Here is a 25,026-nt window from a genome sequence, read left to right on the forward strand (position 1 = left end):
CCTATGCCGTAACTCGCCGTATCTGTTCGCAGTTGTCGCTTTGCGCGGGAATTGTGCGGCGGTGCGACGAGGGGAGCGGTACGTGGGCGGGATCACTCTGGTGCAGGGCGAACCGGCGGTCTTGCCACCCCGGGCGCCCGCGCCGCCACCGCCGTCCACGGCCGAACTCGGCCCGCGCCGGGTGCGGTTGGTCTTCTTCGGGCTGATGCTGGCGCTGCTCCTGGCCGCCCTGGAGCAGATGATCGTCGCCACCGCGCTCCCGAAGATCGTCGGTGAGCTGCACGGCCTGGACAAGATGTCCTGGGCGATCACCGCCTACCTGCTCACGGCCACCGTCGGCCTGCCGGTCTACGGCAAGCTCGGCGACCTCCTCGGCCGCAAGGGCGTCTTCCAGTTCGCCATCGTCGTCTTCGTCGTCGGCTCCGCGCTCGCGGGCCGCGCCCGGACCATGGACCAGCTGATCGCCTTCCGCGCGGTGCAGGGCGTCGGCGCGGGCGGCCTCATGATCGGCGTGCAGGCGATCATCGCGGACATCGTCCCGCCCCGGCAGCGCGGCCGGTACATGGGCCTGATCGGCGCCGCGTTCGGACTCGCCTCCGTCGCGGGACCGCTGCTCGGCGGCTACTTCACGGACCACCTCTCCTGGCGCTGGTGCTTCTACATCAACGTGCCCTTCGGCCTGCTCACCATGGCCGTCGTCGCCGCCGTCCTGAAACTGCCGAAACCCACCGCCAAACCCCGCTTCGACGTCCTCGGCACCCTGCTGCTGGCCACCGCCTCCACCTGCCTGGTCCTCCTCACCAGCTGGGGCGGCACCGAGTACGCCTGGGACTCGAAGGTCGTCCTCGGCCTCGGCGCGGGCGCCCTCGCCGCCACCGTCCTGTTCCTCGTCGCCGAGCGCTTCGCCGCCGAACCCCTCATCCCGCTGCGGTTGTTCAGGGACTCCGTCTTCAACGTCACCGCCCTGATCGGCCTCGTCGTCGGCGTCGCCCTGTTCGGTGCCGCCAGCTACCTGCCGACCTTCCTGCAGATGGTCGACGGGGCGTCCGCCACCGAGTCCGGGCTGCTGATGCTGCCGATGATGGGCGGCATCGTCGGCGCCTCGATCATTTCCGGACAGCTCATCAGCCACACCGGCAGGTACCGGCTCTACCCGATCCTCGGCGGCGCCCTCTCCGCCGTCGGCATGTGGCTGCTGTCCCGCCTCGAAATGGACACGCCCCGGCTGCACTACAGCATCTGGATGTTCGTCCTCGGCGCCGGCATCGGCATGGTGATGCCCGTCCTGATCCTCGCCGTGCAGAACTCCGTGCGCCCCGCGGACCTCGGCACCGCCACCAGCGCCAACAACTACTTCCGGCAGATCGGCGGAAGCGTGGGCGCCGCCGTCTTCGGCACCCTCTTCGCCGACCGGCTCGCCGACGCGCTGCGGGACCGCGTCCCCGCGCGCGCGGGCGGCGCCCTGCCCGACCCCGAGTCCCTCACCCCGCAGGTCGTCCACGCACTGCCCCCGGCGCTGCGCGACGGGTACATCCGGGCCTACGCCGACGCCATGCCCCGGATCTTCCTCTACCTCGTACCGGTGCTCGTCCTCGGCCTGCTCATCGCCTTCTTCCTCAAGGAGACCCCCCTGTTGAACACCGCAGCGTCCCACAACGCCCACGCCCCCGACCCCGCGACCGCACCCCTGACCAGCACCGGAATTCCGCAGGCCCGTTCCTCCCACCTGGGCGGCATCCCCGTGTGCGGCACCGTGCAGCACCCCGACGGCACCGCCGTACCGCGCGCGGCGCTCACCCTCATCGACGTCTCCGGGCAGCAGATCGGACGGGGCGCCAGCGGCGACGACGGCCGGTACGCGCTGGCCACGCCCGGCTCCGGGGCCTACGTTCTGATCGCCGCGGCGGGCGGCCACCAGCCGCAGGCCGTCTCCGTGACCGTCGGCGAACGGCCCGTCGAACTCGACGTCGTCCTCGGTGGCGCCGGACGCCTCGCCGGCAGCGTGGTCACCGCCGACGGCACACCCGTGCGGGACGCGGCGGTCACGCTCACCAACGTGCACGGCGAGGTCGTCGCGAGCACCCGCAGCGGACGCGAGGGTGGCTACGTCATCTCCGAACTCGTGGCCGGCGAGTACACCCTCGCCGCGAGCGCGCCCGCCTTCCGCCCGGCCGCGCTGCCCGTCACCGTGCAGGCCGCGCGGGAGACCCGCCAGGACGTCGAACTCGCCGGCGGCGCCGTCCTGCGCGGCGTCGTGCGCGCGAGCGGCGGCCGGCCCGTGGAGGAGGCGCGCGTGACGCTGCTCGACGCGGCGGGCAACGTCGTCGACACCCTCCGCACCGGCGCCGACGGGGCGTTCCGGTTCGTGGACCTGTCGTCCGGCGAGTACACCGTCATCGCGGCCGGCTACCCGCCGGTGGCGACCGTCCTCCAGGTGGCCGGCGGCGGACGCACCGAACGCGACCTCCAACTGGGGCACGAGGACTGAGGCGGCCTCCCCACGCGGCTCCGCGGAGGACCTCCCCACGCGGTCACGCGGGCGGCACGCCACCTCCCGCGGTCTCCCTCGGCAATTGTGCACGCGGCCCGTCCGCGCGGCCCGTGCGCGGGCTCGCACGCCGGTGCGGAGCGCGCCCGGGGGGGGCGGCCCGTGTAATTCCGGGATTGCCGCACACGGCGACCGGAGGGCGCCGTACCGTGGTCGCGGCGGCACAGATCTTGCGGAGCCGTGGGGAGAGAGGCCTGGTTCATGGACCGTGGCACCGACAGTGACGCCGGTCCCGGTCGCGTGACCGGGACCGGCGCACACGCGGGCTACACCACGGCGGGCCGCGTCCCGCTGGCCGTCGTCGTCGTGGACCGCGACGGCCTCGTGTCCCACTGGAGCACCGGCGCGCGCCGGCTGTTCGGCGTCGGCAAGGAGAGCGCGATCGGCCGCCCCGCGGTCGACCTGCTGCCCGTCTCCGGCGTCCTGAACGACGACGTCGCCGCCTACGCGTCGTACCCGGTGGACGACAACCTCGGACCCGGCCTCGAGTCCTCCCTCGGCGGCGGCCTGTCCTGCCCGGCGGCGGGCCGCGCCCGCCTCACCGTGCCCGAGCCGGACGGGACGGGGGTCTGCCCGCCCGCGGAGGGCGGAAGGGAGCGCGCCGACGTCCTGTGGTGGGCCTACCCGCTCGTCGGCCCCGGCCGGGAAGGCCTGCTCGTGCTGGCCGCCGACGCCGACGGACTGCGCCCGGACCCGTCCGGCGGGCCACCCGAGCGCATCGCGCCCGGCTTCGCCCTGCACACCGACTTCCCCGGCGCCGACGAACTTGCCCGCAGGCTCCCCGAGATCCTGCCCAGCATGAGCGTCGAAGACAGCGCCCGCATCGTCGGCCAGGTCCTCGAACTGGGCTACCCCGTCCTGGAGTTCAGCCAGAACGACCGGGTGCCCGTCACCAACGACTGGGGCGTGCCCCGGCGCGCCGAGCGCAGGGCGCGCCGCGAACGCGCCGCCCGCGCCGCGGCGAACGGCGAGCCGCTGACCGCCGACCCGCGCGACGAGACCGAGGACCTGGAGTACGCCGCCGTGCGCGAACGCCTGGAGTTCCTCAACGAGGTCAGCTCCCGGATCGGCACCTCGCTCGACCTCGCGCGGACCGTCGTCGAGGTCAGCCGGGCCGTCGTGCCCCGCTTCACCGACGTCGCCGGCACCTACCTGCGCGAACAGGTCGTCGCCGGGGAGGGGTTCCCGGACGGCGTGCCCGACACGACCACCATGTGGCACCGGGTCGCCGTCGAGCACACCGACGAGCCCGGCCGCTGGGACGACGTCGTGCCGGTCGGCGAGGCCATGCCGTTCCCCGCGCACACCCCGTTCTTCCAGTGCATGACCAGCGGCGAACCCGTCCTCGTGCCGCGCATCAGCGAGGAGATGGGGCACGCCATCGCCTCGCAGTTCGAAAAGCGCGACATCCGGCCGCTGATCACCGGCCGCTCCATGCTGGTCGTCCCGCTCAAGGCACGCAACGTCGTGCTCGGCTTCATGATCCTGCTGCGCCACCCGGAGCGGCCCGTCTTCAACGACATGGACCGCGTCACCGGCGCCGAACTCGCCGCCCGCGCGGGCCTCGTGCTGGACAACGCGCGCATGTACACCTTTCAGGAGAGCGTCGCCGAGACCCTCCAGGACAGCATGCTGCCGCACATCCCGCCGCGCATGGCGGGCTGCGACATCGCCACCCGCTATCTGCCGGGCACGCTGCTCGGCCGGGTCGGCGGCGACTGGTTCGACGCCGTGAAACTGCCCGGCGCGCGCACCGCGTTCGTCGTCGGCGACGTCATGGGGCACGGCCTGAACTCCGCCGCGATGATGGGCCAGTTGCGGACGGCCGTGCAGACCATGGCCGCGCTCGACCTGCCGCCCGCCCAGCTGCTGCGCAACCTGGACGACCTCGCCCAGCGGCTCGGCGACACCTACCTCGCCACCTGCCTGTACGCGGTGTACGACCCGATCGCCCGCGAACTGCGCCTCGCCAACGCCGGGCACATCCCGCCCGTGCTGGTCCGTGCCGCCGACGGCCGCAGCGAGCTGCTGGACCTGCCGACCGGCGCGCCCATCGGCGTCGGCGGGGTGCCCTTCGAGGCGGTACGCGTACGCGTGGCGCCCGGCGACCGGCTCGTGATGTGCACCGACGGTCTGGTCGAGGTGCGCGGTGAGGACATCGGCGTCGGCCTCGCGACGCTGTGCGAGTCCGCCGCGCACCCGGCGGCGTCCATGGACGACGCCTGCGACACGATCATCCGCGCGCTCAACACCCGCGGCGGCCGCAAGGACGACGTGGCCCTGCTGATGGCCCGCCTGGGCGGCATCGAACCCGAGGACGTCGCCGAATGGCGGCTGCCCGTCGACGCGCGCGAGGTCGGCCATGCCCGCGCGGTCGTCCGCGAGCAGCTCCACGTCTGGGGCCTGCCCGGGATCGCCGACACCACCGAGCTCATGGTGAGCGAACTCGTCACCAACGCGGTACGGCACTCCCACCGCCGGCCCGTCGAACTGCGGCTGGTGCGCGGCGACACCCTGCTGTGCGAGGTGGACGACGACGACCACGAACTGCCGACGCTGCTGAGCGCGGGCCCCGGCGACGAGGCCGGGCGCGGGCTGCGCGTCGTCAGTGCCCTCGCCCGGGAGTGGGGCACCAGCCGCACCGCCGCGGGCAAGACCGTCTGGTTCGAGGCGACCCTGCCGCGCCGCCGCTGAGGCCGAGGCGCGGGGCGTGGGCGCGAAGCCGCGCTGCGGTGGGGCGCACGACGGCTCACGACGGCGTGCGGCGGCGGCGAGCGAGCCGTGAAGGAACGCGCCGGGCGCTTGTAGCGGATGACCGAGGCGCGATAGACCGTACTGGCCCGTCACTTCGGCGGGCCGCCGCCGCACCCCGGGAGTTGGGCATGAGCGTGACGAGTGGCGGTACCGCCAGGCCTGGGAGGGCTTCTGGAGCGAGGCGCCCGACGAGCCCGGCGCCGTGATCTGGGACGCCGAACCGGCACTGACCTCGGCCCTGCACCTGGCCCTGTTCGAGCCGTACCTGTCCGACCCCGCCCTTCCGATGGTGGACCTCGGCTGCGGCAACGGCACCCAGACCCGCTTCCTGGCCGGCCGCTTCCCGCGCGTCCTCGGCGTCGACCTGTCCACCGCGGCCGTCGCGCGCGCCCGGCACGCCGACCTCGCCGGGCAGGCGTCCTACCGGGCGCTGGACGCCGCCGAGAAGACCGAGGTGGAGTCGCTGCACGCGGAGTTCGGCGACGTCAACGTCTACATGCGGGGCGTCCTGCACCAGAGCGAGCCCGACGACCGTCAGCCCCTGCTGGACGGTCTCGCGGCGCTGCTCGGCGAACGCGGGCGGGCACTCCTGGTCGAGCCCTCCCAGGCCGCCAAGGCGGTCCTGCTCGGCCTGGCCCGGGGTCCCGGAGGCCCCCCGGCGAAGCTCGCCCCCGTCTTCCGGCACGGCCTGGCGCCCGGCGAGGTCGCCGACGAGGCGGTGCCCGAGCTGCTGGGTTCGGCCGGCCTGACGGTCCTGGCCGTCGGCGAACTGCCCCTGACCACGACCGAGTACGGCCCGGACGGCACCCGCGTCGAACTGCCGGCGCGATGGCTGGTCACCGGCCGCACCACGGGGTGACCCCGGCCCGCCGACCTGCCCGCACGAACCCGTGACGGCTGCGGCCCGGTCCGCCATTGGTCTGGGCCGGTGAGAGTTTTCCACAGGCCTGGCAGGGATTCGCCGCGACCGCGTAGCGTGAGGCGGCATGAAGATCCTCATCAGCGCCGACATGGAGGGCGCCACCGGCGTGACCTGGCCCGCCGACGTGCTGCCGGGGACCCCGCAGTGGGAGCGGTGCCGTTCGATGTTCACCTCGGACGTCAACGCCGCCGTGCTGGGCTTCCTGGACGGCGGCGCCGACGAGGTGCTGATCAACGAGGCGCACTGGACCATGCGCAACCTGCTGCTGGAGCAGCTCGACGAGCGCGCCCAGATGCTCACCGGACGGCACAAGTCCCTGTCCATGGTGGAGGGCGTGCAGCACGGCGACGTGGACGGCATCGCCTTCGTCGGCTACCACGCGGGCGCGGGCATGGAGGGCGTCCTCGCCCACACCTACCTGGCCAACTCGATCACGGGAGTGTGGTTGAACGACGTCCGGGCGAGCGAGGGCCTGCTCAACGCGCGCGTGGTCGCCGAGTACGGAGTGCCGGTCGTCCTCGTCACCGGCGACGACGTGGCCTGCGAGGACGCGCTCGGGTACGCGCCGGAGGCGCTGAAGGTCGCCGTCAAGGACCACGTGTCGCGGTACGCGGCCGTGTGCCGAACCCCGGCCAGAACCGCCGCGGACATCCGCGCCGCCGCCAAGGAGGCTGCGGCCCTGGCCGTGCGCCACGAACCGGTCCGTGAGGGACCGTTCACGATCGCGTTGGAGTTCGACGCGGAACATCTGGCGATGGCCGCCACGGTCGTACCGGGCGTCGCCCGTGTCGCCGAGCGGAAGGTCGCCTACACCAACGACACCATGTACGAGGGCATCCGCACGTTCAAGGCGGTCACGACGATCGTCTCGGCCGCGGTGGAGGAGCAGTATGGCTGACCCGCAGGCACTGGACGAGGTCGTGACGTTCACGTCCGAGCTCATCCGCATCGACACCACCAACCGGGGCGGCGGCGACTGCCGTGAGCGCCCCGCCGCCGAGTACGCCGCCGCCCGGCTCGCCGAGGCGGGCCTGGAGCCGGTACTGCTGGAGCGCACCCCCGGCCGGACCAACGTCGTCGCGCGCGTCGAGGGCACCGACCCGGCCGCCGACGCCCTGCTGCTGCACGGTCACCTGGACGTGGTGCCGGCCCGGGCCGACGACTGGAGCGTCCACCCCTTCTCGGGGGAGATCCGCGACGGGGTCGTGTGGGGGCGCGGCGCCGTCGACATGAAGAACATGGACGCGATGATCCTCGCCGTCGTGCGCGCCTGGGCACGGCAGGGCGTGCGGCCCCGGCGGGACGTCGTGATCGCGTTCACCGCGGACGAGGAGGACAGCGCCGCCGACGGCTCCGGATACCTCGCCGACCGGCACGCCGACCTGTTCGAGGGCTGCACGGAGGGCGTCAGCGAGTCCGGGGCGTACACGTTCCACGACGGCGACGGCCGCCAGATCTATCCGATCGCCGCGGGCGAGCGCGGCACGGGCTGGCTGAAGCTGACCGCGCGCGGGCGGGCCGGACACGGCTCCAAGGTGAACGGGGAGAACGCGGTGTCGCGGCTCGCGGCGGCGATCGCCCGCATCGGCGACCACGAGTGGCCGACGCGCCTGACCCCGACCGTGCGGGCCGCCCTCACCGAGCTGGCCGCGCTGTACGGCATCGACACCGACCTGGACGACGTCGACACACTGCTCGGCAAGCTCGGCCCCGCCGCGAAGCTGGTCGAGGCCACGGTCCGCAACAGCAGCAACCCGACCATGCTGGACGCCGGTTACAAGGTCAACGTGATCCCGGGCGAAGCCGTCGCGTACGTCGACGGACGCTTCCTGCCCGGCGGCGAGGACGAGTTCCGGGCCACGCTCGACCTGCTCACCGGGCCGGACGTCGACTGGCAGTTCCACCACCGGGAGGTGGCGCTCCAGGCACCGGTCGACTCGCCGACGTTCGCCGGGATGCGGGCCGCCGTCGAGGAGTTCGCCCCCGAGGGGCACGTGGTGCCGTTCTGCATGTCCGGCGGCACCGACGCCAAGCAGTTCTCGCGGCTCGGCATCACCGGCTACGGCTTCACCCCGCTGAAGCTGCCCGAGGGCTTCGACTACCAGGCCCTCTTCCACGGCGTCGACGAGCGCGTCCCGGTGGAGGCCCTGCACTTCGGGGTCCGTGTCCTCGACCGCTTCCTGCGGTCGGCCTAGAGAAGACCGGAGGACGGGGAGTTGGGGGAGAACGTGCAGACACTGCCGTACGGTGCGTGGCCCTCGCCCGTGGACGCGGCGCTCGCCGCCGCACACGACGGGCGGCCCGAGTACGTGGGCTTCGTCGGCGACGAGGTGTGGTGGACCGCGCCGCGCCCGGCCGAGGGCGGCCGGCGCACCCTCGTGCGCAGAACGGCCGACGGCACGGAGGAGTCGCTGCTGCCCGCCCCGTGGAACGTGCGCAGCCGTGTCATCGAGTACGGCGGCCACCCGTGGGCCGCGCTGCCCGGGGCCGGCGGTCCGCTCGTGGTGTTCGCGAACTTCGCCGACCAGCGGCTGTACCGGTTCGAGCCGGGCGGCGAGCCGCGTCCGCTGACCCCCGTGTCCCCGATGGGCGGCGGGCTGCGCTGGGCGGAGCCGCTGATCCGCCCGGACCTCGGCGAGGTGTGGTGCGTGCTGGAGGAGTTCACCGGCGAGGCACCCACCGACGTGCGCCGGGTGCTGGCCGCGGTACCGCTGGACGGCTCGGCGGCAGGCGACCGGGACGCCGTGCGCGAACTCACCGACGACGCCCACCGGTTCGTCAGCGGCCCGAGGATCTCGCCGGACGGGCGGCGCGCGGCCTGGCTCGCCTGGGACCACCCGCGCATGCCGTGGGACGGCACCGAACTGCTCGTCGCCGACATCCGCCCCGACGGCACGTTCGGACCGGCCGGCACCGTCGCCGGAGGCCCCGAGGAGTCGATCGCGCAGGCCGACTGGGCGGCCGACGGCTCGCTGCTGTGGGCGAGCGACCGCACCGGCTGGTGGAACCTCTACCGCGACGGACAGCCGCTGTGCCCGCGCGAGGAGGAGTTCGGCGGGCCGCTGTGGAAGCTGGGCCTGCGCTGGTTCGCGCCGCTGGAGGGCGGCCTGATCGCCGTCGTGCACGGCCGGGGCGGCACCGCGCTCGGCGTGCTCGACCCCGAGACGGGCGAGCTGTGCGACGCGGCCGGGCCCTGGACGGAGTTCGCGTCCACCCTCGCGGCCGACGCCGAGCGCGTCGTCGCCGTCGCGGCCGGCCCCCGCACCGGGTCCGAGGTGGTCGAGCTCGACACCCGCACCGGCCGCACCCGCGTGATCGGCGCCGAGCACCACGACCCGGTGGACCCCGCCTACTACCCCGAGCCGCTGGAACGCACCTTCACCGGCCCCGGCGGCCGGGAGATCCACGCCCACCTCTACCCGCCGCGCAACCCCGGCTGCGCGGCGCCCGACGGTGAACTGCCGCCGTACGTCGTGTGGGCGCACGGCGGGCCCACCGGCCGCTCGCCGCTCGTGCTCGACCTGGAGATCACCTACTTCACCTCGCGGGGCATCGGCGTCGCCGAGGTCAACTACGGCGGCTCCACCGGACACGGCCGGGAGTACCGCAACCGGCTGCGCGAACAGTGGGGCGTCGTCGACGTCGAGGACTGCGCCGCCGTCGCCCGCGCCCTCGCCGACGAGGGCACCGCCGACCGCGCCCGCCTCGCGATCCGGGGCGGCAGCGCCGGCGGCTGGACCGCGGCCGCCTCCCTCGCCACCACCGACGTCTACGCCTGCGGCACGATCATCTACCCCGTCCTCGACCTCACCGGCTGGAGCACGGGGGAGACCCACGACTTCGAGTCGCAGTACCTGGAGACCCTGGTCGGGCCCTACGCCGAGGTCCCCGAGCGGTACGAACAGCGCTCGCCCGCCACGCACGCCGACCGCGTCACAGCGCCCTTCCTGCTGCTCCAGGGCCTGGACGACGTGATCTGCCCGCCCGCCCAGTGCGAGCGGTTCCTCGCCCGCATGCGGGGCCGGGGCGTGCCGCACGCCTACCTCACCTTCGAGGGGGAGGGGCACGGCTTCCGGCGCGCGGACACCCTGGTGCGCGCCCTGGAAGCCGAACTCTCCCTGTACGCCCAGGTGTTCGGCCTGAAACCGAGCGGTGTCCCGACCCTGGAGCTGACTCCGTGAAGCCACTGGTCCGGCCGGCCCGGCTCGCCCCCGGTGCCCGGGTGGCCGTCGTCGCGCCCAGCGGGCCCGTGCCCGAGGAGCGGCTCCAGGCCGGGCTCGACGTGCTGCGCGGCTGGGACCTCGACCCCGTGGTGGCACCCCATGTGCTCGACAGGCACGGCACGTTCGACTACCTGGCGGGCACGGACGCCGACCGGGCGGCCGACCTCCAGGCCGCCTGGTGCGAGCCGTCGGTCGACGCGGTGCTGTGCGCGCGCGGCGGATACGGGGCGCAGCGCATGGCCGACCTGCTGGACTGGGAGGCGATGCGGGCGGCCGGACCGAAGGTGTTCGTCGGCTTCAGCGACATCACCGCACTGCACGAGGCGTTCGCGACCCGCCTCGGCCTCGTCACCCTGCACGGGCCGATGGCGGCGGGCCTCGACTTCGTGAAGAACGCCCGGGCTCAGGAGCATCTGAGAGCCACCCTGTTCGCGCCGGAGACGGTCCGCACCCTGGCCTCCGGCGGCGGCGCCCTGGTCCCCGGCCGGGCGCGCGGCGTCACGCTCGGCGGGTGCCTGTCCCTGCTCGCCGCCGAACTGAGCACCCCGCACGCCCGGCCCTCGGCGCGCGGCGGGCTGCTCTGCCTGGAGGACGTCGGTGAGGAGGCGTACCGGCTGGACCGCTACCTCACCCAGCTCCTGCGCGCGGGACGGCTCGACGGGGTGCGCGGGGTGCTGCTCGGCTCGTGGGTGGACTGCGACCCGTACGACGAGGTGCGCGCGATGCTCGCCGACCGGCTCGGCGGTCTCGGGGTGCCCGTGGCGGAGGAGTTCGGATTCGGGCACTGCGAGGGCGCGCTGACCGTTCCCTTCGGGGTGGCGGCCGAACTCGACGCGGACGCGGGGACGTTGACGCTGGACGAGCCCGCCCTGCGCTGATGTCACGGCGGACGGAGGCGGCGCGCGGGCCGGGCACCGGGGGCGGACCTCCACTGAATCTCCGTCAAGAAATCCCCGTGACGGTCATTGACGGGGTCTGACACGTGTCACAGCATGACTTCGGCCAGTACTTACTGGTCGGTATGCAGGGCAGTCCCCAGCGCGCCTCAGTGTGGAGGTCTCCGTGTCCCGTCGTGTGCCCAGATCCCGTGCCGCCCTCGCTCTCGTGCTGGGGGCCGCGCTCACCGCGCCCCTCGTGCAGGCCGCGCCGGCCGCGGCGAGCGGTGAGTACACCGTCACCGCCCTGAAGTTCACCGTACGGGCGGGCGGCCGCACCTGCGCCGTCGACGCCGACCTGTACCGGCCCGCCGGTGTGGACCGGAACCGCCCGGCACCCGCCGTCCTCGCCACCAACGGCTTCGGCGGCAGCAAGTCCGACGGCTCGACGGACGCCATCGGCAAGGCCTTCGCCCAGCGCGGCTACGTCTCCCTCGTGTACTCCGGGCTCGGCTTCGGCCGCAGCGGCTGCCTCATCTCCCTGGACGACCCGGCGATCGACGGCGTGGCCGCCTCGCAGCTGGTCGACTTCCTCGGCGGCGGGCGCGCCGCCGACGACGGCACCACAGCGGACTTCGTCACCCTGGACGGGGCCGACGACCCGCGCGTCGGCATGATCGGCGGCTCCTACGGCGGCGCCGTCCAGCTCGCGACCGCAGCCGTCGACCGGCGCGTCGACGCCCTCGTCCCCATGATCACCTGGCACGACCTGGCGTACTCGCTCGTCCCCAACAACGCCGTGGGCGGCGAGGACGTGCCGGGCGCCTTCAAATGGCAGTGGGCCAACGGCTTCTACCTCATGGGCGAGGGCCAGCCCCTGCTGCAGCCCAGTCTGGACCCGTCGCGCATCAACTCGGTCGACTGCCTGCACTTCGTCACCCGGGCCTGCGAGACGGTCCGCACCCTCAACTCCGGCCGGTTCCCGGCCGAGGAGGCGAAGGACATGCTCGCCTACGCGCGCAGCGTGTCGCCGGTGTCGTACCTGAGCCGGGTGAAGGCGCCCACGCTGCTCGTCCAGGGGCAGGCGGACACGCTGTTCAACCTCAACGAGGCGACGGCGACGTACCGGACGCTCACGGCGCAGGGCACGCCCACCAAGATGATCTGGCAGTCCTGGGGCCACAGCGGAGGCCTCACCGACCCCGCCACCGGCGAACTCGACATCGCCGAGGGCAACCTGGAGACCAGCTACGTCGGCCGCCGCGTCCTGGCCTGGTTCGACCGGTACCTGCGGGCGCGGCCGGACACCGACACCGGCCCCGCCTTCGCCTACCACCGCGACTGGATCACCGACCCCGCCGACGCGTACGCCACCGCCTCCCGGCCGCCCGCCCTCAACCGGGCGCTGTACCTGTCCGGCGACGGCAAACTCGTCGACAACCGCGCCAAGGTGGCCCGCGGCAGCCGCACCTACACCAACGCCCTGGTGCCGACCAGCCACTCGGAGACCTCACTGGCCGGGATCATCGGGCAGCCCGACCCGGCGCCGTACGACACGCCGGGCACCCATCTGGCCTGGACGAGCGCACCGCTGGAGCGCCCCCTCGACGTGGTGGGCGCCCCCACGGCCCGGCTGAAGGTCGTCTCACCGCAGGCCGAGCTGACCCAGGACTCCGGCGATCACGCCGACCGGCTGGTGCTGTTCGCCAAGCTGTACGACGTGGCGCCCGACGGCACGCGGACGCTGGTGCACCGGCTGGTCGCGCCGGTCCGGGTGCCCGACGTGACCGAGAGCTTCACTGTGACGCTGCCCGGGATCGTGCACCGCTACGAGCCCGGCCACCGGCTGCGGTTCGTGATCGCCGCGAGCGACGGCGCGTACGGCGGGAACCGCGGCGTCAAACCGGTGACCGTGGTCAGCGCGCCGGACGACACGGGGGTGCTGCGGCTGCCGGTGGCCGGGGCGACCCCCTGAGCGGCCCGGCGGCGTCGTAGGGTGGCGGGGTGCCGCACGACGCTTCCCGCCACCTCGCCACGGGCCCACGGGTGGGCATCCGCCACTTCACGTACGCGGACGGCGCCGAGTTCACCGCGCGCGTCCGGGAGAGCCGGGACCTGCACCACCCGTGGCTGTTCCCGCCCGACGACGCGGACGCCTACACCGCGTACACGAGGCGGGTGACCGAGGACCCCACCAAGGCGGGGTTCCTGGTGTGCGAGCGCGGCAGCGGCGCCATCGCCGGGTTCGTCACCGTCAACAACATCGTGCGGGGCGCCTTCCACAGCGGCGCCCTCGGCTACGGGGCCTTCGCGCACGCGGCCGGGCGGGGGCTGATGAAGGAAGGGCTGAACCTGGTGGTGCGGTACGCGTTCGGCCCGATGCGGCTGCACCGGCTGGAGATCAACGCCCAGCCCGCCAACGCCGCCTCCGTCGCCCTGGCCGCCGCCTGCGGGTTCCGGCTGGAGGGCTTCTCACCGAAGATGCTGTTCATCGACGGGGCCTGGCGCGACCACGAACGCTGGGCGATCACCGCCGAGACGGTGAACGACGCCTGACACGCCCGGCGCCGCGCAAAACCCGAGGCGCGGCGCCCCTGTTCAGCTCACCGGCGAGCGGCTTCCATGGTGATCGTGACGACGATCCGACGCGAGGTACTGACACTGCCCGCCGCGCCGCTGGGCCCCGACAACCCGCTGCCGCCGCTGCGGCCCCTCGACGAGACGCACCGCATCGAGGACCGCGACAAGGAGGGCATGCCGCGCGACATGGCCCGCCAGATCGGCCACGAGCCACTGCGCAGCCTCCTGCCCGAGCCCGTCCGCGACGGCTACGACCGCACCCGCGCCCCCCGTGGCATCGACGCCCTCGTCATCGAGAACGACCGGCTGAGAGCCACCGTCCTGCCCGGCCTCGGCGGCCGGATCGCCTCCCTCTTCCACAAGCCCACCGGCCGCGAACTCCTCTACCGCAACCCGGTGTTCCAGCCCGCGAACTTCGCCCTCAACGGCGCCTGGTACTCCGGCGGCATCGAATGGAACATCGGCGCCACCGGCCACACCACCCTGTCCTGCGCACCCCTGCACGCCGCCCGCGTCCCCGCACCCGACGGCACGGACATGCTGCGCCTGTGGGAATGGGAACGGCTGCGCGACCTGCCCTTCCAGGCCGACCTGTGGCTGCCCGACGGCTCCGACTTCCTGTACGTCGGCGTCCGCGTCCGCAATCCCCACGAACGGCCCGCGCCCCTGTACTGGTGGTCCAACACCGCCGTGCCCGAGGACCGCCGGGTACTCGTCCCCGCCGACACCGCCTGGCAGTTCAGCTACGAACGCAGGCTGCGCCGCGTACCGGTCCCCGTGTCCGACGGCATCGACCGCACCTACCCGGCGAACAGCACGTACGCCGCCGACTGGTTCTACGAGGTGCCGGACGGCCGGCGCCGCTGGATCGCCGCCCTCGACGCCGACGGGCACGGGCTGGTGCAGACGTCCACCGACGTGCTGCGCGGCCGGAAACTGTTCGTCTGGGGCACCGGACCCGGCGGACGGCGCTGGCAGGAGTGGCTCACCGAACCGGGCACCGGCGGCTACTGCGAGATCCAGGCCGGACTCGCCCGCACCCAGCTGGAACACGTACCGCTGGACGCGGAGAGCGAGGTGTCATGGCTGGAGGCCTACGGGCCGCTCCACGCGCCGCCCGCCGGACAGTGGCACGCCGTGCTGAGCGAGGCCGAGGCCCGGCTGGAGACCGCGCTGCCGCGCGCTGACGTCGACGCCGCGTACGCCGCCTGGCTGCCGCACGCCGACACCGACACCGGCGAGCCGCTCGCCACCGGCTCCGGCTGGGGCGCGCTCGAAGTGCTGCGCGCCGGCTGGAAACTGCCCGGCACGCCCTTCCCGGAGAGCACGCTCGGCGCCGCCCAGGAACCCTGGCTGCACCTGCTGCGCGCCGGGTCCGTGCCCGAACCCGACCGCGCGGAGCCGCCCGGCCCGACCCTCGTCGCGCCGCACTGGCGGGACATGCTGGAGACCGCGCCCGCCACCCCGCACACCGAATACCACCTCGGCGTCGCCCAGTGGCACGCCGGCGACCGGGCGCAGGCCGAACGCAGCTGGGAACGCGGCCTGCGGCACGCCCCCACGGTGTGGCCGATGCTGCGCTGCCTCGCCGTCGCCGACCAGGAGGGCGGCAACCCCGAGCGGGCCGCCGACCGGTACGCCGAGGCCTTCGACGACCTGTGCCGGGAACGGGGCGACGTCGGCGGCGACGTCCACGAGCGGTGGGTGGCGGCCACCGCGGCGCTGGGCCGCGAGGCCGTCGGGGCACTGCTCGCCGTCGGGCGGACCGCCGACGCGCGGGCCGTGTGGCGGCGGCTGGACCGGGCGACGCGGGCGCGCGGCCGGTTCCGGCTGACCGAGGCGGGGCTGCTGCTCGCCGAGGGGCGGCGCGAACAGGCCCGCGCCGTGTTCGACGCGGGCTTCGAGGTCGCCGATCTGCGGGAGGGGGCCGAGGACATCGCCCTGCTGCGGGCGGGCGTCGGCGGCGACGAACCGCTGCCGGCCCGGTACGACTTCCGGATGCGGCCCGACCCGGGCCCGTGACGGGCGGGGCCGGGCGCTCCCCGGGGTGCCGGTCTACTGGCGGCGGTCCACGTACTCGTACACCGCGCCGTCCGGATGCATCGCGATCAGGTTGCGGCCCGCGGGCGTCGCCACCGGGCCCGCGACGATGCGGGCGCCCAGGTCGCTGAGCACCTGGTGCACCTCGTCGACGTCCGTGACGGCGATGGTCGCCGCCACCTTGCGCAGCACCTCGAGTTGGGCCTTCGGGCCGCTCATCAGCAGAAAGCACCCGACCGCCGCCACCTGTACGCCGCCGCGCTCGAAGCGGTGCGCCGTGCCGCCCGCGAGGCGTTCGTAGAAGGGGACCGCGGTCTCCAGGTCGTCGACGCAAACGCGCAGCGTGGCTCCCAGAATGTCCATGCGGACGAGCCTAGTTGGGGACGGTCCGGGACGGTGATCGTTTCACACGATCCCCGTCGACCTCCCCGGCCCCGCCGCCGGGCCGCGCGGCGGTTCACGCCACCCGGAACCCGGCGATCTCCTCCGCCCGCAGCGTCAGCCCGTGGCCGAGGCCCGCCGACGGGGAGACCGTGCCGCCCGTGGGGTCCAGGGCGCCGTCGAAGAACATGTCCTCGATGCGGACGTGGTCGTGGAACCACTCGATGTGCCGCAGGTTGGGAACCGCCGCGGCCAGTGCGGCGTGGGCGTGCGGGGCGCCGTGCGCGGACACGTCGAGCCCGTGCGCCTGAGCCAGCGCCGCCGCCCGCAGGAACTCCGTGGGACCACCGCAGCGCGTCGCGTCGATCTGCAGGCAGTCCACCGCCCCGGCCGTGATCAGGCGCGCGAAGGACGGCAGGTCGTAACCGTACTCACCGGCCGCCACGTCGCACACCAGCGCGTCCCGGACCAGCCGCAGCCCCGCCGGGTCGTCCGGCGGCACCGGTTCCTCGAACCAGCCGACCCCGTGCTCGGCGAGCGCCAGGCCCACCCGCACCGCCTGCTTGCGGGTGTACGCGCCGTCGGCGTCGACGTACAACTCCGCCTCGTGGCCGATCACTTGGCGGGCCGCGCGCACCCGGGCCAGGTCACGCGTCACCTCCCGCCCCCGGCCGCCGCCGATCTTCATCTTGACGCGCGGGATGTGCTGCCCGTGCACCCAGCCGTTCAACTGGGCCGCCAGGTGCGTGTCGTGGTACGTCGTGAACCCGCCGCTGCCGTACACCGGGACCCGCTCGCGGCAGGCGCCCAGCAGCCGCACCAGGGGCAGTTCGAGCAGCCGGGCCTTGAGGTCCCACAGGGCGAGGTCCAGCGCCGAGATCGCGCCGGCGGCGATGCCGGGCCGGCCCGCGTTGCGGACGGCGCGGCACATCGCCTCGTGCGCGGCCGGGACGTCCAGGGCGCCGCGGCCCTCGACGAGCGGCGCCAGACACTCCGACAGGAAGTCACCGACCGCCGCCGGACCGTACGTCCAGCCCGTGCCGGTCGCGTGGCCCGCCGACACCTCGACGATCACCACGGTCGTCGTGTCCCAGGCCAGCGTGCCGTCGGCCTCCGGCGCGTCGGTCGGCACCGTGTAGACGGACACCGCCGGTCGGCGCAGCCTCATCGTCACCCCCTGGTTCCCGCGCTCAGGCGTCCCGCTGGAGCTGCGGCAGCACTTTCGTGCGGTAGAAGTCGAAGAAGCCGCGCAGGTCGGGGCCGATCTGGTTCACGTAGATCCGGTCGAAGCCGGCCTCGGCGAACCGCCTGAGCTCCGCCACGTGCTCGTCCACGTCCGCGCCGCACACCCGGCTCTCGCGCACCATGTCCTCGGTGACCAGCGACTGCGCCTGTTCGAAGTGCTTCGGCGAGGGCAGCACCTGGCCCAGCTCGCCGGGCAGCTGCTCGTTCGCCCACAGGCGGTGCACGGTGCGTACCGCCGCGTCGCGGTCCGTGTCGTAGCAGACCTTGGTGCCGCCGCTGACGGGTTTCCCGCCGCCCCCGCCCTTGCGGTACTGCTCCACCATCGTCGGGTCCGGCATCATCGTGATGTAGCCGTCGCCGACCCGGGCCGCCAGCTTGGTCGCCGCGGGGCCGAAGCCGGAGATGTCGACCGGGACGGGCTCGTCGGGCACGGTGTAGAGGCGGGCGTTCTCCACGGTGTAGTGCGTGCCGTGGTGGTTGACCTCCTCGCCCGTGAACAGCCGGCGCATCACCTGGATCGCCTCCTCCAGCATCTCCAGGCGCACATGGGCGGGTGGCCAGGCGTCGCCGAGGATGTGCTCGTTGAGGGCCTCGCCGGTGCCGACGCCCAGCCGGAACCGGCCGCCCGTCATCACCGCGCTCGTCGCGGCGGCCTGCGCCACGACCGCCGGGTGCATCCGCACGGTCGGGCAGGTCACGGCCGTCTCGACCGGCAGGGACACGGCCTCCGACAGCGCGCCGATCACCGACCACACGAACGGGCTCTGGCCCTGCTCGCCGTTCCAGGGGTGGTAGTGGTCCGAGATCCACAGCGACTGGAAACCGGCCTGCTCGGCCATCCGGGCCTGCTCGATCAGCTCGGCGGGACCGTACTGCTCGCACGAGAGGAAGTAGCCGTATTCGGGCATGGGGGTGCGCCTCCGAGGTGACGGGCTCCCCCTGCCCGGGTCCGAGCCCGGCGAGGGGGCGGGGGTGGAACCTCCGAGTACCCGGCGTCGGAGCGGGAAACCGGCCGGTCGGGGCGTCGGGGAGGGGCCGGTGCCCGGCCTGCCGAGGGCCGGGCGACGTTGGTCCGACCGGGCCTGGCGACGTCGGGCCCACCGGGCCGGGCGACGTTTGGCCCACCGGGCCGGGGGGACGCGGAAGGCTCCCGAGGTACGCGACAGCCCCGGAGGCGAACCGTGAGTCGACCCCGCATCGTGATCGTCGGTGCCGGTTTCGCCGGGTACCGTACGGCCCGCGCCCTGTCCCGGCTGACCCGGAACCGTGCCGACATCACCCTGCTGAACCCGACCGACTACTTCCTGTACCTGCCCCTGCTGCCCCAGGTCGCCGCCGGGATCCTGGAACCGCGCCGGGTCACCGTGTCGCTCTCGGGCACCCTGCCGCACGTCCGGCTGGTGCTCGGGGAGGCCGACCGCGTCGACCTCGACGGACACACCGTGCACTACACCGGCCCCGAGGGCGAGGGCGGCACCCTGGCCTTCGACCGACTGGTCCTCGCCGCCGGCAGCGTCAACAAGCTGCTGCCCGTCCCCGGCGTCGCCGAGCACGCGCACGGCTTCCGCGGCCTGCCCGAGGCGCTGTACCTGCGCGACCACGTCACCCGCCAGGTCGAACTGGCCGCGTCCGCACCCGACGCGCAGAGCTGCGCCGCCCGGTGCACCTTCGTGGTGGTCGGCGCCGGGTACACCGGCACCGAGGTCGCCGCGCACGGGCAGTTGTTCACCGACGCGCAGGTCCGCAAGCACCCCCTGCGGCGGGGCATGCGGCCCCGCTGGATGCTGCTGGACGTCGCGGAGCGCGTGCTGCCCGAGCTGGACGAGAAACTGTCCCGCACGGCCGAGCGGGTCCTTCGGCAGCGCGGCGTCGACGTGCGCATGGGCACCTCCGTGAAGGAGGCCACGCACGACGGGGTGCTGCTGACCGACGGCGAATCCGTGAACACCCGCACCCTGGTGTGGTGCGTGGGCGTACGGCCCGATCCGCTCGCCGAGTCCCTCGGGCTGCCGATGGAACGCGGGCGGCTCCTGGTCGACCCGCACCTGCAGGTGCCGGGCCGGCCCGAGCTGTTCGCGTGCGGGGACGCCGCTGCGGTGCCCGACCTGGAGAAGCCCGGCCAGTACACGCCGATGACGGCGCAGCACGCCTGGCGGCAGGGCAAGGTGTGCGCCCAGAACGTCGCCGCCTCGCTCGGCCTCGGCGAACGGCACGCCTACCGGCACCGTGACCTCGGCTTCGTCGTGGACCTCGGCGGCGTCAAGGCCGCCGCGAACCCGTTCGGCGTCGCCCTCTCCGGCCCGGCGGCGGGCGCGGTGACCCGCGGGTACCACCTCGCCGCGATGCCGGGCAACCGGGTCCGGGTCGCCGCGGACTGGCTGCTGGACGCGGTACTGCCCCGCCAGGCCGTCCAGTTGGGCCTCGTACGCTCCTGGTCGGTACCGCTGGACACGGCGTCGCCGGAACTGGCCCGGGTACCGGGAGGACGACAGACCGGGGCGGCCAGGGCGGAGGCGGGGGAGGGCCGTTCGGACACCGAACCCGCCAACAGCAGGAGCAGTAGGGGCGGGGGGCCCGCCGGCAGTCGTACGGGCGGAGTCCCCGCCAACAGCCGCACGGGCGGAGCCCTCAACGGCCGCACGGGCGGAGAGCCCTCCGACAGCCGTACTGGTGGTGAGCCCGCCAACGGCCGTACTGGTGGTGAGCCCGCGACATCGCAGCCCGGTGAGCCCGCCAGGAATCAGCCCGGCGGTGAGCCCGCCAAAGACCAGCCCGGTGGTGAGCCCGCCAAGAACCAGCCCGGTGGTGAGCCCGCCCGCAACCAGCCCGTTCCCGCCGAACCGCCGACGCATCAGCCGCCACCGGGACCCGACGTCGCCCCCGGCCCCGTGAGGCGCACCGACGCGCCCGGCGGCCCCGATGACAGCGGCACCCCCGGCACCCCCGGCACCCCCGGCGACCCCGCAGAAGGAGACTCATGAACACCGGTGAACTCGTCGAACTGGGCCAGCAGTTGCGCGTGGACGGCATCCGGGCCTCGGCCACCGCGGGCTCCGGGCATCCGACGTCGTCGATGTCCGCCGCGGACCTGATGGCCGTCCTCCTCGCGAACCACCTGCGCTACGACTTCGACCGCCCCGCCCACCCCGGCAACGACCGCTTCGTCCTCTCCAAGGGGCACGCCTCGCCCCTGCTGTACGCCGCCTACAAGGCGGCCGGCGCCATCGACGACGCCGAACTCCTCACGTACCGCACGCTCGGCAGCCGCCTCGAAGGGCATCCCACGCCGCAGCGCCTGCCGTGGGTGGAGACGGCCACCGGCTCGCTCGGCCAGGGGCTGCCGGTGGGCGTCGGCATCGCCCTCGCCGGCAGCCGGCTGGACCGCGCCGACTACCGGGTGTGGGTGCTGTGCGGCGACAGCGAACTCGCCGAGGGCTCCGTGTGGGAGGCCGCCGAGCACGCCGGACACGAGCGCCTCGACAACCTCACCGCGATCGTGGACGTCAACCGGCTCGGCCAGCGCGGCCCCACCCGGCACGGCCACGACCTCGACGCCTACGCCCGCCGCTTCCAGGCGTTCGGCTGGCACACCGTCGAGATCGACGGGCACGACGTCGACGCGATCGACCGCGCCTACGGGGAGGCCGCGTCCACCAAGGGCCGGCCCACCGCGATCCTCGCCCGCACCCTCAAGGGCAAGGGCGTCGCCGACGTGGAGGACCGCGAGGGCCTGCACGGCAAGCCGCTGAAGAACGCCGACGAGGCGATCGCCGAACTCGGCGGGCCCCGCGACATCCGCGTCCGCGTGCAGGAGCCGCCGGCCACCAGGATGCTGCACTCCGTGAGCACCGGGGACCTCGTGCTGCCCCGCTGGGAGAAGGGCGCCGAGCAGGGCGTCGCCACGCGCGACGCGTACGGGCAGGCGCTCGCCGCGCTCGGCACCGCACGCGGCGACGTCGTCGCCCTCGACGGCGAGGTCGGCGACTCCACACGCGCGGAGACGTTCGCCAAGGAGCACCCCGAGCGCTACTTCGAGTGCTACATCGCCGAACAGCAGATGGTCGCCGCGGCCGTCGGGATCGCGACGCGCGGCTGGGTGCCGTACGCCGCCACGTTCGCGGCGTTCCTCACGCGCGCGTACGACTTCGTGCGCATGGCGTCGGTCAGCGGCTCCGGCATCAACCTCGTCGGGTCCCACGCGGGCGTCGCGATCGGCCAGGACGGGCCCAGTCAGATGGGCCTGGAGGACCTGGCGATGATGCGCGCGGTGCACGGCTCGACCGTGCTCTACCCGTGCGACGCCAACCAGACCGCCCGGCTCGTCGCCGAGATGGCCGGCCTGGAGGGCGTCCGTTACCTGCGCACCTCGCGCGGCGAGAGCCCGGTGATCTACGGCCCCGACGAGACGTTCCCGGTCGGCGGCAGCAAGGTGCTGCGCTCCTCGGGCCGGGACCGCATGACCCTCGTCGCGGCGGGCGTCACCGTACCGGCGGCGCTGGCCGCCGCCGACGCCCTCGACCGGGAGGGCATCCAGGTCCGGGTGATCGACCTGTACTCGGTCAAGCCCGTCGACCGCCTCACCCTGCGCCGTGCCGCCGAGGAGACCGGCTGCCTGGTGACCGTGGAGGACCACCACCCGGAGGGCGGCCTCGGGGACGCGGTCCTGGACGCCTTCCTCGACGGGCGGCCCGTGCCGCGCCTGGTGCGGCTCGCCGTGCGCACGATGCCCGGCTCGGCCGACCCCGACGAGCAGTTGCGCGCCGCCGGCATCGACGCCGACTCCATCGCCGCCGCGGGCCGGCTGCTGGTGGAGCAGGCGGTGGTGCCGTGAGCGCGGACGACCGGCGGACCGTGCGGGCCGGCCGCCGCACGGTCGAGCTCCACCGGCCGGACAAGGTGCTGATCCCCGGCGACGGCACGGCGAGGGACGTCACGAAGGCCGACCTCGTCGCCCACTACCGGTCGGTCGCGCCGTACGTGCTGCCCCACCTGCGGGGCCGTCCCCTGATGCTCGAGCGGTACCCGGACGGCCTGGACGGCCCCCGGTTCATGCAGAAGAACACCCCGGACCACTACCCGGAGTGGATCACCCGCGCCGAACTGGCCAAGGAGGGCGGCACCGTCCGCCACACGGTGTGCGGCGACACGGCCACCCTGCTGTACCTGGCCGACCAGGCCGCCCCCACCCTGCACCGCTGGCTGTCCCGCACCGACCACCCGGACCGGCCCGACCTGATGGTCTTCGACCTCGACCCGGCCGGCGACGACTTCGCCGCGGTGCGCGAGGCGGCCGGGCTGCTCCGCGCACTGCTGGATCAACTGGGCCTGCCGTCGGCCCTCATGACCACCGGCTCCCGCGGCCTGCACGCCGTGGTGCCGCTGAACGGCCGTCACGGCTTCGACGAGGTAAGGGAGTTCGCGCGCGACGTCGCCGACACCCTCGCCGCCGCCCACCCCGACCGGCTCACCACCGCCGCCCGCAAGAAGGACCGCGGCGACCGGCTCTACCTCGACGTGCAGCGCAACGCCTACGCGCAGACCGCGGTCGCCCCGTACACCGTGCGGGCCCGGCCCGGCGCGCCCGTGGCGATGCCCATCACCTGGGAGCAACTCGACGACCCCGGGCTGCACGCCCGCCGCTGGACGATCGCCGACGCCGCCGACCAGGCCCGCACCCGGCCGTGGTCGGCGATCATGCGCCGGCGCCGCGCCCTGGGACCGGCGCGGCGCCGGCTCTCCGAGTTGCGCGGATGAACGGCGTGTGCTCCTGAAGGTTTGGCCAACGCCGCTGCGGCCACCCGACGTGAGAGGTGGCCATGTCGAACACAAACAACACGCAAGAGACACAGAATTCACGCAACCCGCAAGAATCGCACACTACGGATACTTCGGACACTTCGTCCGGGCGTGCGGACGACGCCACGGCGAACGACCGGCCGAGCCCCGTCGAGGTGCTGCGCCAGGCGCGCGGCCAGCTCGCGGAACTCACCGGAATGGACGCCGAGTCCGTCTCCTCCTTCGAGCAGACGGACGAGGGCTGGGCCCTGGAGATCGAGGTCCTCGAACTCCAGCGGGTCCCGGACACGATGAGCCTGATGGCGAGCTACCACGTGGACCTCGATCCGCGCGGCACGCTCACCGGCTACCGGCGCGTCCGCCGTTACGAACGCGGGAGGGCCGACACACGCAGGCCCGGCGGCCAGTAGGCCGCCCCCGCACCACACGCACCCGAGAGCGGAAGGGGAGGAACGGACGACATGACGGTCGTACCGGCACAACAGACCAGCGGCGGAGGCGGAAGCAGCGGCCTCTACGACGTGCTCGAGCTCGTTCTGGACAGGGGGCTCGTCATCGACGCATTCGTGCGCGTGTCCCTGGTGGGCATCGAGATTTTGAAGATCGACGTGCGCGTCGTCGTCGCCAGCGTGGACACGTACCTGCGCTTCGCCGAGGCGTGCAACCGGCTCGACCTGGAGGCCGGGCCCCGCAAGAACCCGGGACTGCCCGACCTGGTCGGCGAGATCACCGAGTCCGGCGCGCGCGGCAAGTCCAAGGGCGCCCTCTCCGGCGCCGCCGAGACCATCTCCGGGGCCTTCAAGCAGGCTCGTGACGAAAGCGGATCCGAGGAGCCGCGGCGCGCCCGCAAGACCACCTCGGCCCGCAGCAGGAAGGAGGAGCAGGAGTGAGCACGTACGTCTACGGCATCACGGCGAGCTCGCACCCCGCGCTCCCCGAGGGCATGGGCGGCGTCGGCGACCCGCCCCGCCCGGTGCGGATCCTCACCGAGGGCGAGTTGTCGGCCCTGGTGAGCGACGCCCCCGAGGGACTGCGGCCCAAGCGCAGGGATCTGCTCGCCCACCAGAACGTGCTGAGCGAGGCCGGCGCGGCCGGCTGTGTGCTGCCCATGAGGTTCGGCAGCGTCGCCCCGGACGACGCGTCGGTCACCGGCGTGCTCGCCGAGCGCGTCGAGCACTACCGGGAACGCCTGCGGGCCCTGGACGGCTGCGTCGAGTACAACATCAAGGCCAGCCACGTCGAAGAGGCCGTCCTGCATCAGGTGATGGCCGAGAACGCGGAGCTCCGCGACCTCGCGGAGGCCAACCGGAAGGCCGGTGGCGGCAGTTACGAGGACAAGCTGCGCCTCGGCGAGGCGGTGGCGGCCGCCGTCAAGGCCAAGGAGACCGAGGACGGCGTCGCGATCCAGCGCGCCCTCGAACCGGTCGCCGAGGCCGTGGGCGTGGGCCCCGACTCCACGGGCTGGCTCGCCAACGTGTCGTTCCTCGTGCCCCGGGACTCCGCGGAGGAATTCCTCGCCGCGGTGGAGCGCGTCCGCGCGGAACTGCCCCACCTGGAGGTGCGGGTGAACGGCCCGCTCCCGCCGTACAGCTTCGTCGAGCCCGGCCCCGCCGAGCCCGCGGGCGCCACGGCCGGCGGTGCGGACACCGGGGCGGGGTGACG

18 protein-coding genes and 1 pseudogene are annotated in these 25,026 nt (G+C 73.9%); 16 read left to right on the forward strand and 3 right to left on the reverse strand.

All coding sequences use genetic code 11. From position 1 onward, the window contains the following. Nucleotides 1-82 precede the first annotated feature (82 nt). From QC282_RS14230 to QC282_RS14275, 10 genes and pseudogenes are all read left to right on the forward strand, one after another. On the forward strand, nucleotides 83-2,488 hold the full coding sequence (locus tag QC282_RS14230; protein ID WP_279549685.1) for an MFS transporter: 2,406 nt from the start codon (nucleotides 83-85) through the stop codon (nucleotides 2,486-2,488). 261 nt (nucleotides 2,489-2,749) lie between these two features. Then, the gene (locus QC282_RS14235; protein WP_279549686.1) at nucleotides 2,750-5,242 is read left to right on the forward strand and encodes a SpoIIE family protein phosphatase; all 2,493 of its coding nucleotides are present in this window, start codon (nucleotides 2,750-2,752) and stop codon (nucleotides 5,240-5,242) included. Between the two features lie 188 nt (nucleotides 5,243-5,430). Beyond that, nucleotides 5,431-6,161: pseudogene (locus tag QC282_RS14240) on the forward strand (class I SAM-dependent methyltransferase). A 127-nt stretch (nucleotides 6,162-6,288) separates the two neighbouring features. Continuing rightward, a complete protein-coding gene (locus QC282_RS14245) occupies nucleotides 6,289-7,122 on the forward strand; it encodes a M55 family metallopeptidase (RefSeq protein WP_279549687.1) in 834 nt (277 codons plus the stop codon). Beyond that, nucleotides 7,115-8,419, forward strand: a complete 1,305-nt coding sequence (locus QC282_RS14250; RefSeq protein ID WP_279549688.1) for a M20/M25/M40 family metallo-hydrolase — start codon at nucleotides 7,115-7,117, stop codon at nucleotides 8,417-8,419. Before QC282_RS14245 ends, QC282_RS14250 begins: the two co-directional genes overlap by 8 nt. Nucleotides 8,420-8,440: 21 nt before the next feature. Further along, nucleotides 8,441-10,405: a prolyl oligopeptidase family serine peptidase gene (locus tag QC282_RS14255; RefSeq protein WP_279549689.1), complete on the forward strand. Its 1,965-nt coding sequence runs from the start codon at nucleotides 8,441-8,443 to the stop codon at nucleotides 10,403-10,405. Beyond that, nucleotides 10,402-11,325, forward strand: a complete 924-nt coding sequence (locus QC282_RS14260) for an LD-carboxypeptidase (RefSeq protein ID WP_279549690.1) — start codon at nucleotides 10,402-10,404, stop codon at nucleotides 11,323-11,325. The genes QC282_RS14255 and QC282_RS14260 overlap by 4 nt, the downstream gene beginning before the upstream one ends. Nucleotides 11,326-11,509: 184 nt before the next feature. Further along, on the forward strand, nucleotides 11,510-13,297 hold the full coding sequence (locus QC282_RS14265; RefSeq protein ID WP_279549691.1) for a CocE/NonD family hydrolase: 1,788 nt from the start codon (nucleotides 11,510-11,512) through the stop codon (nucleotides 13,295-13,297). A gap of 29 nt (nucleotides 13,298-13,326) precedes the next feature. Further along, on the forward strand, nucleotides 13,327-13,878 hold the full coding sequence (locus tag QC282_RS14270) for a GNAT family N-acetyltransferase (protein ID WP_279549692.1): 552 nt from the start codon (nucleotides 13,327-13,329) through the stop codon (nucleotides 13,876-13,878). A 66-nt stretch (nucleotides 13,879-13,944) separates the two neighbouring features. Next, nucleotides 13,945-15,924 carry a DUF5107 domain-containing protein gene (locus QC282_RS14275; RefSeq protein WP_279549693.1) on the forward strand — a complete coding sequence of 660 codons (1,980 nt, stop codon included), beginning with the start codon at nucleotides 13,945-13,947 and terminating at the stop codon, nucleotides 15,922-15,924. Nucleotides 15,925-15,957: 33 nt separating this feature from the next. On the opposite strand, the gene QC282_RS14280 is transcribed toward QC282_RS14275, so the two are convergent. From QC282_RS14280 to QC282_RS14290, 3 genes are all read right to left on the reverse strand, one after another. Then, a complete protein-coding gene (locus tag QC282_RS14280) occupies nucleotides 15,958-16,305 on the reverse strand; it encodes a VOC family protein (protein WP_279549694.1) in 348 nt (115 codons plus the stop codon). A 94-nt stretch (nucleotides 16,306-16,399) separates the two neighbouring features. After that, entirely contained in the window at nucleotides 16,400-17,491 is a 1,092-nt protein-coding gene (locus tag QC282_RS14285) for an enolase C-terminal domain-like protein (RefSeq protein ID WP_279549695.1), read from the reverse strand. A 22-nt stretch (nucleotides 17,492-17,513) separates the two neighbouring features. After that, entirely contained in the window at nucleotides 17,514-18,476 is a 963-nt protein-coding gene (locus QC282_RS14290; protein ID WP_279549696.1) for an LLM class F420-dependent oxidoreductase, read from the reverse strand. A gap of 273 nt (nucleotides 18,477-18,749) precedes the next feature. On the opposite strand from QC282_RS14290, the gene QC282_RS14295 reads away from it, so the two are divergent. From QC282_RS14295 to QC282_RS14320, 6 genes are all read left to right on the forward strand, one after another. Beyond that, nucleotides 18,750-20,549 (forward strand): NAD(P)/FAD-dependent oxidoreductase, encoded by a 1,800-nt coding sequence (locus QC282_RS14295; protein WP_279549697.1) that lies wholly within the window; start codon nucleotides 18,750-18,752, stop codon nucleotides 20,547-20,549. After that, on the forward strand, nucleotides 20,546-22,399 hold the full coding sequence (locus tag QC282_RS14300) for a transketolase (protein ID WP_279549698.1): 1,854 nt from the start codon (nucleotides 20,546-20,548) through the stop codon (nucleotides 22,397-22,399). The genes QC282_RS14295 and QC282_RS14300 overlap by 4 nt, the downstream gene beginning before the upstream one ends. Then, nucleotides 22,396-23,322, forward strand: coding sequence for a non-homologous end-joining DNA ligase (ligD, locus tag QC282_RS14305; protein ID WP_279549699.1), 927 nt, complete (start codon nucleotides 22,396-22,398; stop codon nucleotides 23,320-23,322). Before QC282_RS14300 ends, ligD begins: the two co-directional genes overlap by 4 nt. Nucleotides 23,323-23,384: 62 nt before the next feature. Further along, complete coding sequence (locus QC282_RS14310; RefSeq protein ID WP_279549700.1) at nucleotides 23,385-23,774, forward strand: gas vesicle protein; 390 nt, start codon at nucleotides 23,385-23,387, stop codon at nucleotides 23,772-23,774. Between the two features lie 51 nt (nucleotides 23,775-23,825). Continuing rightward, entirely contained in the window at nucleotides 23,826-24,254 is a 429-nt protein-coding gene (locus QC282_RS14315) for a gas vesicle structural protein GvpA (RefSeq protein ID WP_279549701.1), read from the forward strand. After that, nucleotides 24,251-25,024, forward strand: a complete 774-nt coding sequence (locus QC282_RS14320) for a GvpL/GvpF family gas vesicle protein (protein ID WP_279549702.1) — start codon at nucleotides 24,251-24,253, stop codon at nucleotides 25,022-25,024. Before QC282_RS14315 ends, QC282_RS14320 begins: the two co-directional genes overlap by 4 nt. The last annotated feature ends 2 nt before the right edge of the window (nucleotides 25,025-25,026 follow it).

The organism is Streptomyces sp. DH24, assembly GCF_029813775.1.
Classification (GTDB): Bacteria; Actinomycetota; Actinomycetes; order Streptomycetales; family Streptomycetaceae; genus Streptomyces.